The 17,589-nt window shown below is 71.2% G+C and carries 18 protein-coding genes; 11 read left to right on the top strand and 7 right to left on the bottom strand.

Annotated elements, in window-relative coordinates; genetic code table 11:
• Nucleotides 1-89: 89 nt before the first annotated feature.
• Nucleotides 90-1,040, top strand: coding sequence for an RNA polymerase sigma-70 factor (locus ACGF7Y_RS14445; protein ID WP_393233532.1), 951 nt, complete (start codon nucleotides 90-92; stop codon nucleotides 1,038-1,040).
• On the opposite strand, the gene ACGF7Y_RS14440 is transcribed toward ACGF7Y_RS14445, so the two are convergent.
• Complete coding sequence (locus ACGF7Y_RS14440) at nucleotides 1,027-1,866, bottom strand: nucleoside/nucleotide kinase family protein (protein WP_393233529.1); 840 nt, start codon at nucleotides 1,864-1,866, stop codon at nucleotides 1,027-1,029. The two genes, ACGF7Y_RS14445 and ACGF7Y_RS14440, sit on opposite strands and share 14 nt — an antisense overlap.
• Nucleotides 1,863-2,789: a LysR family transcriptional regulator gene (locus ACGF7Y_RS14435; protein WP_393233526.1), complete on the bottom strand. Its 927-nt coding sequence runs from the start codon at nucleotides 2,787-2,789 to the stop codon at nucleotides 1,863-1,865. Before ACGF7Y_RS14435 ends, ACGF7Y_RS14440 begins: the two co-directional genes overlap by 4 nt.
• A gap of 71 nt (nucleotides 2,790-2,860) precedes the next feature.
• On the opposite strand from ACGF7Y_RS14435, the gene ACGF7Y_RS14430 reads away from it, so the two are divergent.
• Complete coding sequence (locus ACGF7Y_RS14430) at nucleotides 2,861-3,262, top strand: nuclear transport factor 2 family protein (protein ID WP_393233523.1); 402 nt, start codon at nucleotides 2,861-2,863, stop codon at nucleotides 3,260-3,262.
• Between the two features lie 237 nt (nucleotides 3,263-3,499).
• On the opposite strand, the gene ACGF7Y_RS14425 is transcribed toward ACGF7Y_RS14430, so the two are convergent.
• Complete coding sequence (locus ACGF7Y_RS14425; protein ID WP_393233520.1) at nucleotides 3,500-5,119, bottom strand: acyl-CoA dehydrogenase family protein; 1,620 nt, start codon at nucleotides 5,117-5,119, stop codon at nucleotides 3,500-3,502.
• Nucleotides 5,106-5,756 (bottom strand): TetR/AcrR family transcriptional regulator, encoded by a 651-nt coding sequence (locus ACGF7Y_RS14420; RefSeq protein ID WP_393233518.1) that lies wholly within the window; start codon nucleotides 5,754-5,756, stop codon nucleotides 5,106-5,108. The genes ACGF7Y_RS14425 and ACGF7Y_RS14420 overlap by 14 nt, the downstream gene beginning before the upstream one ends.
• 65 nt (nucleotides 5,757-5,821) lie before the next feature.
• Between ACGF7Y_RS14420 and ACGF7Y_RS14415 the strand changes: the two genes are divergently transcribed.
• The 3 genes from ACGF7Y_RS14415 (at nucleotide 5,822) to ACGF7Y_RS14405 (ending at nucleotide 9,002) form a co-directional block, all read left to right on the top strand.
• On the top strand, nucleotides 5,822-6,583 hold the full coding sequence (locus ACGF7Y_RS14415; RefSeq protein ID WP_393233515.1) for a crotonase/enoyl-CoA hydratase family protein: 762 nt from the start codon (nucleotides 5,822-5,824) through the stop codon (nucleotides 6,581-6,583).
• Between the two features lie 5 nt (nucleotides 6,584-6,588).
• Complete coding sequence (locus ACGF7Y_RS14410; RefSeq protein ID WP_393233988.1) at nucleotides 6,589-7,830, top strand: hypothetical protein; 1,242 nt, start codon at nucleotides 6,589-6,591, stop codon at nucleotides 7,828-7,830.
• Nucleotides 7,831-8,249: 419 nt separating this feature from the next.
• Nucleotides 8,250-9,002 carry an MspA family porin gene (locus ACGF7Y_RS14405; protein ID WP_393233512.1) on the top strand — a complete coding sequence of 251 codons (753 nt, stop codon included), beginning with the start codon at nucleotides 8,250-8,252 and terminating at the stop codon, nucleotides 9,000-9,002.
• An 87-nt stretch (nucleotides 9,003-9,089) separates the two neighbouring features.
• On the opposite strand, the gene ACGF7Y_RS14400 is transcribed toward ACGF7Y_RS14405, so the two are convergent.
• Nucleotides 9,090-9,764 (bottom strand): pyridoxamine 5'-phosphate oxidase family protein, encoded by a 675-nt coding sequence (locus ACGF7Y_RS14400; protein WP_393233509.1) that lies wholly within the window; start codon nucleotides 9,762-9,764, stop codon nucleotides 9,090-9,092.
• Nucleotides 9,765-9,845: 81 nt separating this feature from the next.
• Here ACGF7Y_RS14400 and ACGF7Y_RS14395 point away from each other — a divergent pair, with 81 nt between their 5' ends.
• From ACGF7Y_RS14395 to ACGF7Y_RS14380, 4 genes are read left to right on the top strand one after another with little or no spacing between them, the layout of a single operon-like run.
• Nucleotides 9,846-11,216 carry a PLP-dependent aminotransferase family protein gene (locus ACGF7Y_RS14395; protein ID WP_393233507.1) on the top strand — a complete coding sequence of 457 codons (1,371 nt, stop codon included), beginning with the start codon at nucleotides 9,846-9,848 and terminating at the stop codon, nucleotides 11,214-11,216.
• Nucleotides 11,217-11,226: 10 nt separating this feature from the next.
• Nucleotides 11,227-11,472, top strand: coding sequence for a DUF2630 family protein (locus ACGF7Y_RS14390; protein ID WP_063052940.1), 246 nt, complete (start codon nucleotides 11,227-11,229; stop codon nucleotides 11,470-11,472).
• Between the two features lie 8 nt (nucleotides 11,473-11,480).
• Nucleotides 11,481-12,917, top strand: coding sequence for a dihydrolipoyl dehydrogenase family protein (locus tag ACGF7Y_RS14385; RefSeq protein ID WP_393233504.1), 1,437 nt, complete (start codon nucleotides 11,481-11,483; stop codon nucleotides 12,915-12,917).
• Between the two features lie 13 nt (nucleotides 12,918-12,930).
• Nucleotides 12,931-14,439 (top strand): carboxylesterase/lipase family protein, encoded by a 1,509-nt coding sequence (locus ACGF7Y_RS14380; protein WP_393233501.1) that lies wholly within the window; start codon nucleotides 12,931-12,933, stop codon nucleotides 14,437-14,439.
• Nucleotides 14,440-14,448: 9 nt separating this feature from the next.
• On the opposite strand, the gene ACGF7Y_RS14375 is transcribed toward ACGF7Y_RS14380, so the two are convergent.
• Nucleotides 14,449-15,318: an Fpg/Nei family DNA glycosylase gene (locus tag ACGF7Y_RS14375; RefSeq protein ID WP_393233498.1), complete on the bottom strand. Its 870-nt coding sequence runs from the start codon at nucleotides 15,316-15,318 to the stop codon at nucleotides 14,449-14,451.
• 54 nt (nucleotides 15,319-15,372) lie between these two features.
• Complete coding sequence (cobF, locus tag ACGF7Y_RS14370) at nucleotides 15,373-16,116, bottom strand: precorrin-6A synthase (deacetylating) (protein WP_062976713.1); 744 nt, start codon at nucleotides 16,114-16,116, stop codon at nucleotides 15,373-15,375.
• Between the two features lie 108 nt (nucleotides 16,117-16,224).
• Between cobF and ACGF7Y_RS14365 the strand changes: the two genes are divergently transcribed.
• Nucleotides 16,225-17,052 (top strand): thymidylate synthase, encoded by an 828-nt coding sequence (locus ACGF7Y_RS14365; protein WP_063052937.1) that lies wholly within the window; start codon nucleotides 16,225-16,227, stop codon nucleotides 17,050-17,052.
• The gene (locus ACGF7Y_RS14360) at nucleotides 17,049-17,555 is read left to right on the top strand and encodes a dihydrofolate reductase (RefSeq protein ID WP_393233496.1); all 507 of its coding nucleotides are present in this window, start codon (nucleotides 17,049-17,051) and stop codon (nucleotides 17,553-17,555) included. The genes ACGF7Y_RS14365 and ACGF7Y_RS14360 overlap by 4 nt, the downstream gene beginning before the upstream one ends.
• Nucleotides 17,556-17,589 lie beyond the last annotated feature (34 nt).

Below are 17,589 nucleotides of genomic sequence, written 5' to 3'. Positions count from 1 at the left end.
ACGGGACGCCGCCGGACACATACGCTGCGCTGAGTATCGGATCGTCGTCTCTCGGGGCGTGATGCGTGCCGGGCGATGTGCGCAGGTGGATGGCTACCAGGAGAAGGACGGCCAGGAACGGTCGTGAAGGAGAGGCGCGAGAGATGAGCGACCGTATCACCGACCCGGCGACCGAGGCTTTCGTCGCCCACCGCAACCTGCTGTTCACCGTCGCGTACGAGATGCTGGGATCGGCGGCCGACGCCGAGGACGTCTTGCAGGAGACCTGGCTGCGCTGGGTCGAGGTCGACGCGGAACAGGTGCGCGACGAGCGCGCCTATCTGGTGCGGATCGCGACCCGGCAGTCGCTCAACCGGTTGCGCACGATGAAACGCCGTAAGGAGGCGTACGTCGGTCCGTGGCTGCCCGAACCGCTGCTCACCGCACCGGACGTGGCCGAGGACGTCGAGCTCGCCGAGAGCATGTCGATGGCGCTGATGCTCGTCCTCGAAACATTGTCGCCGACCGAACGCGCCGTCTTCGTGCTGCGCGAGGCCTTCGACATCGGTTACGACGAGATCGCGGCCGCCGTGGACAAGACCCCGGCGGCGGTCCGGCAGATCGCGCACCGCGCCCGCAAGCACGTGGATGCTCGCCGCCCACGCTCGGTGGTCTCGGTGAGCGAGACCCGGGCGGTTCTGGAGTCGTTCCAGCGGGCGCTGGAGACCAGGGACTTGAAGGGCCTGCTGGACGTGCTCGCTCCCGACGTCGTCGTGGTCAGCGACGGCGGCGGCGTCAAGCAGGCCGCGCTGCGGCCGGTCATCGGCGCCGAGAGGGTGGTCCGCTTCGTCACGACCGGCCTGCGCAAGCTCGACGCCACGCTCACCGTCGGCCGGAGCGTGGTCAACGGCAGTCCGGCACTGCTCTTGCGCCTGAACGGCGAGATCGACGGTGTCATGGCGGCCCGTGTCGAGGACGGGCGCATCACCGGCCTGTACTACGTCCGCAACCCGGAGAAACTGACCCGCGTCGAGTTCGAGACCTCGCTCACCCTGCGCTGAATCCCGCCGGCGGGACAGCCACCGCGTAGTTTCCCGCCTCCACGCGCAGCACGAGGTCGGCGCGCTGCTCGGTGGCCGCGACGAGATCCGCGTTGCGCAAGTCGCTGTCGCGCACCTTGTCGTGCGCTGCCGCGAGCGTGCGACCACCGCGAATGTGTCTGTGCAGCAGGCGATCCTCGAGCACGTCGCGCGCCGCGTCCAAGTACCAGCACTCGTCCAGGAGTGCCCGGACCGCCGACCATCGGCGCGTGCCGAAGTCGTCGAGCAGCAGATAGTTGCCCTCGGTGAGGACAATGGACTGCCGGTCGAACACCACGCCGCCGGGCACCGGGGCGTCGACGGAACGGTCGAACGTGGGCCATGCCACCGGCTCGCCCACCGGTGTGGTCCGCAGGCGTCGCAGCCCCGCTACGTAACCATCGACATCGAAGGTGTCCGGCTCCCCTTTGCGGGCAAGACTTCCCGTCGCCCGGAGGATGTCGTTGCCCAGGTGGAACCCGTCCATGGGTGCGATCTCGGCGACCATGCCGCCCGCCTCGCGGTTGATCGCGTCGCGCAGCGCGATCGACAAGGTGGACTTCCCCGCGCCCGGCGGCCCCGCGATCCCCAGTAGATACCGTCCCCGCTCCGCATGCTCCCGCACCCGCCGGACCAACCAGCTCAACGGTCTCTCGACGAACTCCCCTGCCACCGCCGCCACATTACCGGCGCTGCCGAGCCCGTACCGCCGTCGGCCGCTGCCCGCCCGCCAGGCGTCCACATTCGTCCACGGAATGAACTTCGGAAGGCCGCGCTGTTCGTCGCGGATAGCGAAACCGGTGATCACGCGCCATCGCGAAGGCGCTGGCGCACCTGGGCCGACAGCTCGGCCGCCTGGTCGCGCAGCGCCTCGGCGAACATCCCTCGGGGTTCGGCGGGGCCGCGGTCGCCGCGATGGGCGAGGACGGTGCGCCGGACCGCGGCGGGATGATCGATCCGCAGCAGCGCGATGGTCGGCGGCAGCACGGGGACGGCGATGCCGGGGACCACCGTGACGCCCAGTCCGGCCGCGACGAGGCCTAGTTTGGCGAACCAGTCGCGGGCGACGAACGCGATCTCCGGCTCCCGGCCCGGGTCGCGCCACGCACCGAGAAGAGTGGCGGACGGCTCCTGGCTGCCCGCGATCCATCGTTCGTCGCGCAGCAGGTCGGGCGTCGCGCTGGTGGCGCAGGCGAGCGGATGCGTGGACGCGACGGCGACGAGCAACGGATCGTCCACCAGTGGCTCGATCTCGACGCCGGAGGGCACGGTGTCCGGCGAGGTCACCACGGCGAGGTCGATGCGTCCGCGCGCGACAGCGGTGAGCAGTCTGGGACTGATCCCCTCGCGCAGCGAGATCCGCGACTGCCGGTCGCGGGCGGCGGTGGCGGCGATCGCACGGGGCACCAAGGCGGCCATGGCGGTCGAGAACGCCCCGAGGCGCAGGCGGCCCGCCGTGCGCACCGCGAGATGACGGATGTCGTGCCGGGCCTGCTCCAGCTCGGCGAGGATCACCTCCGCGTGGCGCAGGACGACCTGCCCCGCCGCGGTCGGCCGCACGCCGCGGGCGTGCCGCTCGAACAGCGCGCGACCCGCCGCCCGCTCCATGAGCGCGATCTGCCGGGACACGGCGGACTGCGTGTAGCCGAGGTTCTCCGCGGCGGTCGAGAACGAGCCGCAAGCGGCTGCCTCCCGCACCACGCGCAGGCCGGACACGGTGAATTCATCCATGCGCATTGCTCATACCAGATATGCGAGACAATCGCTTGTCGCATATGTCTGGTGACCCTAGCGTCGTGGTCATGACCGCGATCGAGAACAAGAAGCTGCTCGCGGACATCTTCGAGCAGATGTCCCTGGGCAATACCCGCGCGCTGAGCGACGCCATGGCCGACGATTTCCGCTGGGTGTTCCCCGGCGACTGGTCCTGGAGCGGCACTTGGGAACCGAAAAGCGCGGTACTGGAACGACTCCTGCGTCCACTGATGGCTCAGTTCACCGGGTACCGCATCGCCGCGGAGACGATCATCGCCGAGGGCGACCGCGTCGTCGTGCGGGCCCGCGCCGAGGGCGTGACCACGCGCGGGGAGAGCTACGACCAAACCTACTGCTTCGTCTTCCGGGTCGCCGACGGCAAACTGCGTGATGTGTTCGAGTATTGCGATACCGCGTTGGTCGAACGGGTGCTGAGCCGGCCCGCCTGATACCGGCACCGGACCGCGAAAACGGGCAGCCGTGCACCGTTCACCGATGCTGTGGACGACGATGCCCCGGACTTTTCGTATCCGAGTCCGATCGCGGTCACCAGGGCAGACGATCCCGGCCCGGCCGGGAGACCGGTCGATACGGTCCGCGCAGATCATCTCCGTACCGAGCGGCCCGAGTCCCGGCTCCGACCCTGGAGCCACCGGGAACCAGACCCGGTCCCCGGTGGCACAGGCTCAGACGAACGCGCGCTCGATGATCGCGCCCGTGTCGACGCCGGTGGGCAGCGTGCCGAACGCGATGCCCCAGTCGTCGCCGAGCCGGGTGGCGCAGAAGGCGTCGGCGACGGCGGGGTGGCCGTGGCGAACGAGCTGAGCGCCCTGGAGTACGAGCGCCATCAACTCGACGACGCGCCTTGCGCGGTATTCGATGTCGTCGAGATCCGACAATTCCTTGCCGACCCGGGCGATCGCGTCGTCCAGGCGCGGGTTCTCGCCCTTGGCGCGCGACACTTCGTCGAAGTACGCCTCGACCGTCTCCGGCTGACGCCCCATGGCGCGCAACGCGTCCAGCGCGGCGACATTGCCCGACCCCTCCCAGATGGACATCAGCGGCGCCTCCCGGTACAGCCGCGGCATGCCGGATTCCTCGGCGTACCCGTTGCCGCCCAGGCATTCCAGCGCCTCGGCCGCGTGGGCGGGCGCACGCTTGCACACCCAGTACTTGGTGACCGCCAGCGCGATGCGCCGCAGCGCCGCCTCGGCCGGATCCCGGCCTGCCCGGTCGGTGGCCCCGGCCAGCCGCATCATCACGGTGGTCGCGGCGTCGGACTCGATCACCAGATCGGCCAGCACATTGCGCATCGCGGGCTGGTCGATCAGCGCGGCCCCGAACGCCTTGCGGTGCCTGGCGTGGTGCACCGCGTACACGGCGCCCGCGCGCATTCCGGTGGCCGAGCCGATCACGCAGTCCAGCCTGGTCATGTTCACCATCTCGATGATGGTCTTGACGCCCGCGCCCTCCGGGCCGACCAGTAGGCCGACGGCGTTCTCGTATTCGATCTCCGACGAGGCGTTGGACTTGTTGCCCAGCTTGTCCTTGAGCCGTTGGATGCGGATGGGGTTGCGGGCGCCGTCCGGCAGCACCCGGGGCAGCAGGAAGCAGGACAGGCCGCCGGGAGCCTGCGCCAGGGTGAGGAACATGTCCGACATCGGCGCGGAGGTGAACCACTTGTGCCCGACGATCCGGTAGCTGCCGTCCGGCTGCGGCGTCGCGGTGGTGGTGTTGGCGCGGACGTCCGAGCCGCCCTGCTTCTCGGTCATCGACATGCCCGCGATGAGCCCGGCCTTGGCTGACGGTTCACGCAGCCCGAAGTCGTAGACGCGGGAGCCGAGCAGCGGTTCGAAGCGCGCCGAGAGTTCCGGGTTGTGCCGCAGGGCGGGGACCACCGCGTAGGTCATGGAGATCGGGCACATGTGGCCCGCGTCGGCGACGCCCCAGGTGTAGAACTTCGCCGCACGCGCTGTGTGCGCGCCCGGGCGGTCGTCCAGCCACGGTGCGCCGTGCAGGCCGTGCTCGACGGCGACACGCATCAGGTCGTGCCAGTGCGGGTGGAACTCGACCTCGTCGACGCGGTTGCCGTAGCGGTCGTGGGTGCGCAGCACCGGCGGGTATTCGTTGGCGAGCCTGCCCCACTCCTGCGCCTGCGCACCACCCGCGAGCGCGCCCAGTTCCCGCACCTCCGCTTCGGCCCAGCCCGCGCCTTCCCGGTGCAGGCCCTCGAGCAGCGCCGGATTGCGCGAGGCGTCGAAGGGCACGATGTCGGGCACCTGGTTGAAGACTTCATGCGTCTGCATCTGAAACTCCTGATTCCAGCCGGGCGGCGAGCGCGCCCGGGTCGTCGCGCACGCCCAGCGCGCGGATCGCGAAAGCGGTGAGTTCGGGGACGACGGATTCGCCGTGTGGCGCGTCGGCGAGCGGGCCCACCAGCACCTCGCCGATCGCGCCGACCAACGCGGCCGCGCTGATCCTCGGGTCCTGCGGGGGCAGTTCACCCCGCGAGATACCTTCGGCCACCGCCGATTCGAAGGTCTCGGCGAACGCTCGCCGGAAGCGCAGGCGTTCGCTGTCCACGGCGGCGTCGACCGGCTCGGCGAGCAGCACGTAGGCCAGGTTCGGGTTCTTCAGCGCGCGGCCCGCGAAGGTCTCCACCGCCGCGGTCACCCGCTCGACGGCGGTTCCGCGCGAACCCGCCTCGGCCACGGCGGCGACCTCGCGGGCGACCACTTTCCGGAACACCGCCCGCACCAAGGCGGACTTGCCGTCGAAGTTCTTGTAAACGGTGCCGGTGGCCACGCCCGCCTCGGCCGCGACCGCCGCCATGGACAACGCGGCATAGCCGCCGCGGGACAGCACCTTGGTCGCGGCGTGCACGATCAGCCCCGCCTGGGCGTCCAGGCGGGCCTGCACGGCGGGGGTTCTGCGGTAGGCCACCCAAGAAGTGAAGCATGGATTCATTTCTTCACGCAAGGGTGCTTTTACGGCGTATGGTCGAGCGCGTGACCGTACTCGTCGAACGCAACGGCCCCGTGACCACCGTGATCCTGCACCGGCCCGAAGCGCGCAACGCGGTGGACGGGCCGACCGCCGCGGCGCTGGCCGACGCCTTCCGGGAATTCGACGCCGACCCCGATGCGGCGGTCGCGGTGCTGTGGGGCGACGGCGGCACGTTCTGCGCGGGCGCCGACCTCAAGGCGCTCGGCACCGAGCGCTCCAACCGCGCCGCCGAGGACGGTGACGGCCCGATGGGCCCGACCCGGATGCGACTGTCCAAGCCGGTGATCGCGGCGGTCTCCGGCTTCGCGGTGGCCGGCGGCCTGGAACTCGCCCTGTGGTGCGACCTGCGGGTCGCCGAGCAGGACAGCACCTTCGGCGTCTTCTGCCGCCGCTGGGGCGTCCCGCTGATCGACGGCGGCACCATCCGGCTGCCGCGGATCGTGGGTGAGGGCCGCGCCATGGATCTGGTGCTCACCGGACGCGCGGTCGACGCCGACGAGGCGCTGCGGATCGGATTGGTGAACCGCGTGGTGCCGACCGGCGAAGCCCGCCGGGCCGCGGAGGCCTTGGCCGCGGAACTGGCCGCGCTGCCGCAGACCTGCCTGCGCTCGGACCGGATGTCGCTGCTCGAGCAGGAGGGGATGACCGAGGAGTCGGCCCTGCGCAACGAGTTCCGCCACGGCCTGACGGCACTGGCAGGCGGCGCCCTGGACGGGGCCGCGCGGTTCGCGTCGGGTGCGGGCCGGCACGGCGCTCGCGCTTGAGCCCGATGGGCCGCCTGAGCGTCGTCGACGAGATCTTTCTGCGTAGCCACCGCGGGCTCGGCACGCCGATCGCGCTGCAAGGGCTGTGGCGGACGGCCGACCGAGTGGACCCGGCGCTGCTGGAACGGGTGCACGCGGCCCTGCGCTCCGGACCGTTGGGCCGCAGGGTGATCGGCTCGCGCGTGCCGGGCGCTCGCCGGGCCTGGCGCCCGAACGTGCGCGCGTATCCGATCGACCGCGCCGAAGGTGTGGTCCCGGTCGCGGAACTGCTCGACTGGGCCGACGCGCAGGGCGGCGGGCTCGATCCGGAATATGGCCCCGGATGGCGGCTTTCGGCCGCGACTCTGGACGACGGCGGTTCGGCCGTCTCTCTCACCTGTTCACACGCACTGGCCGACGGGCGCGCGCTGGTGCTCGCGGTGGACGACGCGCTGGGCGGCGCTCGGGTGCGTCCGGCGGATCTGTCCGCGCGGGAATCGGATTGGGCCGACGCCCGGCGCCAGTGGTCGATCGTCCTGCGCGGCACCGCGGCTGCGCTGCGGCACGGGATACCGCGGCAACCCGCCGTGCCGCGCCGGGACGAGCAGCCGCGCCGGGCGGGCAACGCGACGCACAGCGCGATCCTGCAATGCCCGGCCGCCGAGTGGGACCGCGTGGCGGCGCGCGACGGCGGCACGGCGAACAGCCTGTTCATCCAGCTCGTCGCGACCGTGCTCTGGGACAGCGGATTTACCGGCGACACGATCGAAGCCAGCCTGCCCGTCGACACCCGCGACGAACCCCGGGTCGACAACGACCTCGCCATGACGCGCATCGCGATCACCCGCGCCGACACCCCGGCGACGATCCGCGCACTGGCCCGTTCCGCCTACGCGCACCGCATGTCCGCACCGAGCGGCATGCCCGAAGAACTCCTCCAGGTGATTCCGGACCGCTGGGCCTACGCGCTGTCGGAGGGCGCGGGCGAACGGGACATCCTGTGCTCCAACATCGGAATGCTCCCCGCCTCGCTGCTCCGACTCGGCCCGCACCGCTGCACCGGCGTCGCCGCCCGCGCCATCCATCCCGGCCTGGCCGCCGCGCGACTGCCACGCACCCGTCTCTCGGGCTACCTCTGCCGAATCGGCGACGACTATGTGCTGAGCCTGGTCGGCCTTGACCCGGCGCGGATCGCGTCGGCCGGCGCGTTGCGTGAGCTGGCGCAGCGCGCGGCGAACTGCGCGGGCTTGCACGCCGACGCGTGGTGATTCCCGCGGGCTGACGCGCCGAGCCGAAGCCATCCGCACGGGCGCGCCCGCCGAGCCGCAGGCATCCACGGGCGCGCACCCGGCTCGCGGGTCTGCGCGGCGAATTCGACGACACGCGCAATATTTCGGCGAACAGCGGCGAGTTTCGGCGACCTGGTATGAAATCGGATGGTTTCGCTCGCCGGTCACCGGCGGTTCGCGCGAATGCCGCCGACGACCGCGATCGGTCGGGTCGGCCGACTCGCCGTGTCGGTGTGATCACCGCCGTCGGCCGCACCGCCCGATAAAGTCTGCGGCGTAGGCCGGCCGGGGCCGCGACGACCCATTTGCCGTGCAGTCCTTTCGCGCATGAAGTTCCGATTCCATCGATACTCGACTGGAGCATGATGAACCGAAAGCATTCGCGTACTCTCGCCGCGATGGTAGCGGTGGTTGTGGCCGCCACCGGCGCTTTCGCTGTTTCCGATTCCGTGGCGGGCGCCGCGCCAGGAGAGATCGACGCCGGCGGACTACATCTGATCGCGTCGGCGAACGCCAACAATGTCGTGCCCGCGGGCGGTGATATCGCCCCGGGAGTCCCGTTCGTGCACGCGGTGAAGATGTCCGGAGACTTCTCGGTATCTCTCGACGGCCCCTCGGCGCTGCGCGAGGGAGAAATCGTCGTCGGATATCTGGTCGGCTGCGCGGTCGACATCTCCAACGGCATCTCGATCGGTATCTCACCGAGCATCGGCGCCGGCGTCGGGATCGCGCCCTCCTTCGGCCTGGAGGGCTCCCTCACCTTCGATGCGCCCTCCGTGGAGATGAACATGCCCGATCAGATGAACATGCACGATCACAAGATGAACATGCCCTCCCTGCAACTGATCACGCCGCCGAGCGTCAGCGTCGGCGCCGCCGTCGCCATCCAGCCCAGCTTCGAGGTCGAGGGCGGCCTCGCCGTCGAACTCGCGGTGAATCTGGCCCCCGGTTCGGTCACGGCGGCGGTGATCGGCGCGGCGGAAATCGACGGGGAATCCGAATTCCCTTACACCTTCGCACACACCAATACCCCGTTGAACATCAGCGGCTGCCTTTCACCGGCCTCGGCCATGCCGTTTGTCACCGTACGGGCCGATTCGAAAAGGGCCACAGCGCAAACGACGGGTTACGGCGCAGCGTTCTGGTTCTGACCGGCGCACCGCACCGATCCGTCCAGCAGCGGGCGGACCCCGGTCGCACTGCGAAAAGGCGAGTGGCCGTGCGAGCTACGCGCCGGGTCAGCCGGCCGCGCGCTCCAGGACATCCGAGGGAACCCGAACGCCGGGGTCCAGGTCCGCGGAGTCGATCGGGGTTTCCCAGGTCTGGCGCAGCGGGAGGACACCCGCCCACACGCCCCCGTTGTCGATGTCCGACGGGTCGTCCTTCGGCCCGCCGGCACGGACTTTCACCGAGGCCTCGGTGAGGTCGAAGGCGAGCACTTTCGTGGCGGCGAGTTCCTTCTTGCTCGGGGGCCGCACGCGAGACCACGCGCCGGGCGCCGCGTGATCGACGATCACGCGCAGCCCGTGCAGGCGCTCGTCGTGATCGGTCACCTCGCGAGCCCGTCCGAGCACGACCGCGGAGCGGTAGTTCATCGAGAAATGCATGGCCGAACGCGCGTAGACCACGCCGTCGACCAGGGTCACCGCCACCGAGATGTCGGCGGCGAGTGCCGCGCGCATGTTTCCCGCGCCGGTCGAGCCGTGCAGGTAGAGCGTGTCGCCGTCGCGGCCGTAGGCGGTCGGCAGCACGACCGGCGTGCCGCCGAGCAGTACGCCGAGGTGGCAGATCAGCCCGGCGTCGAGTACCGCGTCCAAGTCGGCGCGATCGGTCCTGGCGCGGTCGGTCAACCTGGTCGGCGTGCTGCGTGGCGTGGGCGAGAGCGGCGTGCGTGGGGCGGCTGTTTCGGTCATGGACTCAGCATCGGGCTGTGAATGGCATCATCAAAGTGCCAATCCGAATGATTTTCAGCAGTCCACTTCGAGGAGCGAACCGTGCTGGAGGACCTTCCCCTCGATCTCGACCGCGACCTGGCGCAGCCGCTGTCGGTGCAGATCGCCGAACAACTGCGCCGCGCCGCGACCGGCGGGCCGCTGCGCGGCGGCGATCGGCTGCCGTCCACCCGCGCGCTGGCCGGGCGGCTCGGCGTCAGCCGGACCGTGGTCGCCGCCGCCTACGACCAATTGCACGCCGAAGGCTGGATCAGCGGCAGGCGCGGCTCCGGCACCTACCTGACGACCGCACCGGCCGCCGCGCCCGCGCGCACCGATTCCGTCCACGACCCGGACGCCGCGCCGCGGCTGTTCGATCTCGCCCCGGGAGCGCCGTGTGTCGACGCCATCGACCCGGCCGCATGGCGACGGGCCTGGCGCGCCGCCGCGGATCACGTCCCGCTCGTGCGCAAGGACCGCGCGGGCGAGCCGGAGTTCCGCACGGCGGTCACCGAGCATCTGCTGCGCCACCGCGGGATCGGCGCGGGCAGCGACACCGTGCTGCTCGCCACCGCCGGGACCAGCTCCGCCGTGAGCGAATTGGCCGCGGCGCTGCTGCGGCCGGGCGATGCCGTCGCCATGGAGGATCCGGGCTATCAGCGCGCCGCGGGGGCCTTCGCGGCGGCAGGCCTCGAGGTCGTCCCGGTCCCCGTGGACGCGCACGGCCTGCGCGTGGACTTGCTGCCCGCCCGGATCAAGGCGGTGTATTGCACTCCGGCGCATCAGTTTCCGCTCGGTGCGCGGATGCCCGCGGCGCGGCGTGTCGAGCTCGTCGAGCACGCGCGCGCGGCCGGGATCTTCGTCATCGAAGACGATTACGACGGCGAATTGCGCTACGACACCGCGCCGCTGCCGCTGCTGGCCACCATGGCTCCCGACGTGGTCGTCCACTTGGGCACGACGAGCAAGATCCTCTCCCCCAGCCTCGGTGTCGGCTGGTTGCTCGCCGAACCGGGGATCGCCGGGGCGGTGCTCGCCCACCGGGAGCGCACCGGCACCGGTCCGAGCCCGGCGGGGCAGCGCGTGCTGGTCGCCTTCGCCGCGCACGGCGATCTGGCCAGGCATCTGCGCAGGCTGCGCCGCGCGCTGCCACCGCGCCGGGCACTGGTGGTGACCGCGTTGCGCCGCCGCGGCGTCGGCGTGCTCGGCGACGACGCGGGCTCGCACGTCGTCGTGCCGGTGGAGTCGGCCGAGGCCGAGCGTCGCGTGATCGCCGCGGGGCAGGCGCGTGGCGTCGCGCTCGACGGTCTGTCCAGGTATCACCTCGGAGCCCGCCGTGATCACTTCGGCGTAGCGCTCGGTTACACGGCGCTGCCCTTGCCCCAGCTCACCGCGGCCGCACCGATTGCCGCGGAATGCCTCGCCCGGCCGTAGCATGGTCCGCATGAGCGAACAGGACATCTTGGGGCGTATCAAGGAACTGGTCGACCAGGAGCACCAGCTGCGCTCGCAGGCCACTCGCGGCGAATTGGACCCGAAGACCGAGCGCCAGCGCTTGGCCGAACTCGAAGTGATGCTCGATCAGGCCTGGGACCTGCTTCGCCATCGCCGGGCGCGGATCGAGCAGGGCGAGTCGCCCGACGGGGTCCGGCCCAATACGGTCTCGCAGGTCGAGGGCTACCTGCAGTAGGCGCGGCGATGTCGAGCGCAGCGACCGACTACGACGTCATCGTGATCGGTGGCGGGCCCGCCGGTGAGAACGCCGCCGCCTACGCCGTCGCGGGCAGCGACCGCACGGCCGCCATCGTGGAGCGGGAACTCGTCGGCGGCGAATGCTCCTACTGGGCGTGCGTTCCGAGTAAAGCGCTGTTGCGGCCGGGCCATGTCCTGGCGGCCGCGCGGGCGATGCCAGGCGTCTCGGCCACCGGCCTGGACGTCGAGGCGGTGCTGCGGCGGCGCGACGCCTTCGTGCACGACCATGACGATGCCACCCAGGTCGACTGGGCCCAGAGCAACCGCATCGACGTCGTGCGCGGCACCGGCCGCCTGACCGGCGCGCGCACGGTCGAGGTCGGCGGGCGGCAGTTGCGCGCCCGGCATGCCGTGGTGCTGGCCACCGGCACCAGGGCGAACGTTCCCGACGTGCCCGGCCTGCGCGCCGCGCTGCCGTGGACCTCCCGCGACGTCACCAACCTGCACGAGGTGCCGCGCCGGGTCGCCGTCGTCGGCGGCGGCGTGGTGGCCGCCGAGGCGGCGACCTGGCTGTCCGCGCTCGGCGCCGAGGTCACCCTGCTGGTGCGCGGCTCGGCTCTGCTGGCCGCGGCCGAGCCGTTCGCGCGCGATCTGGTCGCGGGGGCGCTGTCGGAGGCCGGGGTGCGGGTGCGGTTCGGCACCCAGCCCGTCGGCGTCGAGCGCCCTGCCTCGAAGGACACCGGTGAAGGATGGATCCACGGCGGTCCGGCCACGGTCCGGTTGCGCGGTCCCGAAGGCGAGTCGGCGCTCGAGGTGGACGAGATCGTGGTGGCGGCCGGGCGCGCGCCCGCCACCGAGGGCTTGAGCCTGGACGCGGTGGGGCTGGCCGATGGATACGTCGCGGTGGACGACCACCTCACCGCCCGCGAGGTCGACGGCGAGTGGCTGTATGTGGTGGGCGACCTCAACCACCGCGCCGCGCTCACGCATATGGGCAAATACCAGGGCCGGGTGTGCGGCGACGTGATCGCGGCACGAGCGGAGGGCAGACCGCTGGACGACCCGCGATTCGTCGCGAGCTCCGATCACGGCAAGGTGCCGCAGGTGGTATTCACCGCGCCGGAGGTCGCCTCCGTCGGCTTGACCGAAGCCGCGGCCCGCGACGCCGGGCACGCGGTCGAGACCGTCGAACTGGACATCGCGGTGGCCGGATCGGCGCTGTCGCGCGACGACTACGCCGGTCACGCGAAGCTGGTGATCGACAGCGGCACCGACACGCTGCTCGGGGCCACCTTCGTCGGCCCCGAGGTGGGCGAACAATTGCACGCGGCGACGATCGCGGTGGTCGGCCGGGTGCCGCTGTCCACCCTCTGGCACGCCGTGCCCGCCTTCCCCGCGGTGAGCGAGTTCTGGCTGCGCCTGTTGGAGGCGCGGCGCCCGTAGCTACCATTTGAAAATGGTGGCAACAACGGATATCGCGACCGCCGACGGAATCGTCCGCGGCCGCCGGGGCCGCCGCGTACTGCGCTGGCGGTCCATTCCCTACGCGGCTCCTCCGATCGGGGACCTGCGATTTCGCGCTCCACAGCCGGTCCAACCGTGGTCCGGCGTCCGGGCGGCGACGGAATTCACCTCCGCGGCGATGCAGCACCGTTCCGGGGCGCGGATCGGGCCGCGCGCCTACCAGGTGACCAGCGAGGACGCGCTGACACTGAATGTCACCGCGCCCGCTACGCGGGCGGCGAGCCCGCGTCCGGTGCTGGTCTTCATCCACGGCGGCGGCTACCTCATCGGCACCTCCGCGCTCGGGCTGTATTCCGGCGCGCGGCTGGCGCTGCGCGGCGACGTGGTGGCGGTCTCGCTGAACTACCGGTTGGGCGCGTTCGGCTATGTCGACTTCAGCGAATTCGGCACCGCGGAGCATCCCTTCGACTCGAACCTCGGATTGCGTGATCAGCTCGCCGCGCTGGAGTGGGTGCGCACCAATATCGCGGCTTTCGGCGGCGACCCCGGCAACGTGACGATCTTCGGCGAATCGGCCGGCGCGCACGCCGTGCTCGGTCTGCTGGCCACCCCGGCGGCCAAGGGATTGTTCCATCGGGCCATTTCGCAGAGCCCGCCCGCCGACTGGGCGATCACTCCCGAGGAGTCCCGCGGCTTCGCGCGCCGCTGTGTCGCCGCGCTGGGCGCCACGCCGGACACCGCGCACACCATGCTGCGCACCGCGGGCGCCAACGATATCCGCCGCGCCGTCGATCGCACCATCGGCGCGGTGGTGCGGGAACAACCGGGCGCCTTTCCGGTGTGTCCGGTGGTGGACGGCGAGTTCCTGCCGCTGTCGCCGGTCGACGCGATCGCCGAGGGCTCCGCGCACCAGGTGCCGCTGATCATCGGCACGAACCGGGACGAGGGCACGCTATTCGCCCGGTTCGCCGACGAACTGCCCACCACCGCCGACCGGCTGCGCACCGCGCTCGGACGCGACGCCGAGGCCGAATCACGGATCGCGGCGGCGTATCCCGGTTATCCCCAGCCGAAGGCCGCGATCCAGGCGGGCGGCGACTACACCTTCTGGCGTCCTTCGCTAACCGTCATGGAAGGGCACAGCAGGCACGCGCCGACCTATGCCTACCGCTACGACTTCGCCCCGCGCGCCCTGCAGCTGGCCGGACTCGGCGCCACGCACGCGACCGACCTCATCGCGGTCTTCGGCATCGGCGACACTCCGGTCGGCCGGGCCTTCACCGCCGCGGGCGGGCGGCGCGGACTGCGGGCGGTCACCGATCAGTTCCAGGACAACTGGCTGGCTTTCGCCCGCACCGGAGCCCCGCTGCCGTCCTGGCCCGCTTACACGGAGGCCCGCAGGTCCACGTTGATCATCGACTACCCCACGCGTGTGGAACACGACCCGGACCGGGCGAAACGACTCGCTTGGCAGGGCGTGCGGGTCCCCACGCTGACCTGAGCCGGGCCGCTACTTCAGCAGGCGCGACATCCGCCGGTCCGCGAGGATCTTGCCGCCGGTCTGACAGGTGGGGCAGTACTGGAAGGACCGCTCGGCGTAGGAGACCTCGCGGACGGTGTCGCCGCAGACCGGGCATGGCTGCCCGGTCCTGGCGTGCACCCGCATGCCGGAACGCTTCTCGCCTTTGAGACGGGCGGCGTCCTGGCCGACCGAACGCCGCACCGCGTCGGTGAGCACCGCGCGCATGGCGGTGTAGAGCTCGGCCACCTTGTCGGCGGGCAGGGTCTTCGTGTTCGCGAACGGCGAGATCCGCGCGGCGTGCAGGATCTCGTCGGAGTAGGCGTTGCCGACGCCCGCCAGCAGCGCCTGGTCCACGATCGCGGTCTTGATCCGTTGCGAGGTGCCGTGCAGGATGTCGGCGAACTGGGCTTCGGTCACCTCCAGCGCGTCGGGGCCGAGCCGGGCGATGCCGGGCACCGCCTTCGGCTCGGCCACGACGTACACCGCCAGCCGCTTCTTCGTGCCCGCTTCGGTCAGGTCGAAGGCGGGCGTCGCTCCTTCGGGGGTGAAGAAATGCACCCGCAGCGCCAGCGGACTCTTGCCGCCCGGCTTGGGCGGCGTCGGGCTCGGTTCGTCGATCCAGCGCAGCCATCCACCGCGCGACAGGTGGGTGACGAGCCACAGCCCGTCGCATTCCATCCCGAGGAATTTGCCCCAGCGCCCCGCGCCGGTGACGTCGCGACCGGACAGCGCGGTGATCGGCGGCTCGAACGTCTTGACGGCGCTGAGGGCGGCCACGTCGACGCGGCCGATCACGGCGCCGACCGCATGCTCCCGGAGGAACTGAGCCAACGCCTCCACTTCCGGTAGCTCTGGCACGCGGTCCAGACTACCGAGCCCCACCGACAATCCGCCGGTTCTCGCGCGGGCAGCTCACCCGCCGCGACGCAGCAGGTAGATGTCCATGATCCAGCCCTTGCGCTCGCGCAGCTCGGCGCGGCGGCGGACGATCTCGTCCCGCACCGCGGGCAGCGGTCCCTCGATCAGGGTCTCGTCCGGCATACCGAGGTAGGCGCCCCACCAGATGTGCACATCCGCGTCCGGAATCGCGGTGAACGAGCAGTCGCCGTCCAGCATCACCAGCGCGTTCTCGGCACCGAGGCCCTCCTCGCGCAGGCGGCGGCCGGTGGTGATGCGCACCGGTTCGCCGATGCCGTGCAGCACGACGCGATGTCGCGCGGCCAGCGCCTGCGCGCTGGTGATGCCGGGAATCACCTCGTAGTCGAAGCGCACCACGCCGCGGGCGAGCACCCGCTCGACCATCCGCAGCGTGCTGTCGTACAGCGCGGGATCACCCCAGACCAGGATGCCGCCGACGCCGTCGGACGCGGCGAACGCCGATTCCAGCAGCGCCGACCGGCGATCGTGCCAGTCGTCGACCACGTCCAGGTAGTCGGCCGGCGTCCGGTCGCGCGGCGGATCGGCGATCGGGACGATCCGGTAGGTCCGGTCGGTGTGCGCGTCCAGGATCGCCGTCCGCACGTCGACCAGTTCTCGCTTCGCCTCGCCCTTACCGATCACGAAGAACGTCTCGACCTGCCGCATCGCCTTGATCGCCTGCACGGTGACCTGGTCGGGATCACCGGCGCCGATGCCGATCACGTAGAGCTTGCGCATGGGCTCGAGCTTGCCAGGCGGGCGGAAGACCCCGGTCGCCAGGCGCGGCCGAGGACGCGCCCGATCGGGTCGCCGCGCGCGACACGGTGAAGACTAGAGTTGCCGAACGTGGCTCACGACGCGCTCGATCCGGCTTCCGCCCCCGACACCCAGTACGAGGACCTGCTGCGGCTGGTCCTGGCGTCCGGCTCGAAGAAGGCCGACCGCACCGGCACCGGAACGCGCAGCATCTTCGGCCACCAGTTGCGCTACGACCTCGCGGCGGGCTTCCCGCTGGTCACCACGAAGAAGGTGCACCTGAAGTCGATCGTCTACGAGTTGCTGTGGTTCCTGCGCGGCGACTCCAACGTCGGCTGGCTACGCGACCACGGCGTCTCCATCTGGGACGAATGGGCCGATGCCGACGGCGAGCTCGGCCCGGTCTACGGCGTGCAGTGGCGGTCGTGGCCGACCCCCGACGGCACCCACGTCGACCAGATCGCCCAAGTGCTGCAAACCCTGCGCACCGACCCGGACTCCCGGCGCATCATCGTCTCGGCCTGGAACGTCGCCGACCTGGACAAGATGGCGCTGGCGCCCTGCCACGCGTTCTTCCAGTTCCACGTGGCCGACGGCAGACTGTCCTGCCAGCTCTACCAGCGCAGCGCCGACCTGTTCCTCGGCGTGCCGTTCAACATCGCCAGCTACGCGCTGCTGACCCACATGGTCGCCCAGCAGACCGAGCTGGCTCCCGGTGACTTCATCTGGACCGGCGGGGACTGCCACATCTACGACAACCACCTCGACCAGGTCACCGAGCAGCTCAGCCGAGACCCGCGCCCGTTCCCCACGCTGCGGCTGCATCCCGCCCCGACGCTGTTCGACTACCGCTACGAGGACGTGGAAGTAGTCGGCTACGACCCTCATCCGGCCATCAAGGCCCCGGTGGCGGTGTGAGCGAAAGCCGCACGATCGGGCTCATCTGGGCGCAGACCCTGGACGGGGTGATCGGGTTGCGCAACACCATTCCCTGGCGGCTGCCCGAGGACATGGCGCACTTCAAGGACGTGACCTGGGGTCATCCCGTGGTGATGGGCCGCCGGACCTGGGACTCGCTGCCGCCGCGGTTCCGGCCGCTGGCCGGTCGGCGCAACATCGTGGTGACCAGGCAGCCCGACTGGTCGGCCGAAGGCGCCGAGCGCATGTCGTCGGTGCCCGAGGCGCTGGCCGCCTGCGCCCCGGACGCGGTGTGGGTCGCGGGCGGCGGTGAGATCTACCGCGCCGCGCTGGAGTTCGCGACCGACCTGCGCGTCACCGAGATCGACACCGCGGTCGAGGGCGACGCTTTCGCGCCGTCGATCGGACCGGAGTGGCGGCCCGACGTCCCGGAGCCTTGGCGCACCTCGGCCACCGGGCTGCGCTTCCGCATCCGGCACTACACCCGGCAGCGGCCCGCCTAGCGGAGAACCCGGTGGGCGCCACGCCGCGTGCGGC

The organism is Nocardia sp. NPDC047654, from assembly GCF_043205035.1.
GTDB lineage: Bacteria > Actinomycetota > Actinomycetes > Mycobacteriales > Mycobacteriaceae > Nocardia.
The sequence above is the reverse complement of the archived record's forward strand: the minus strand, read 5'-3'. Positions and strand labels throughout refer to the sequence as shown.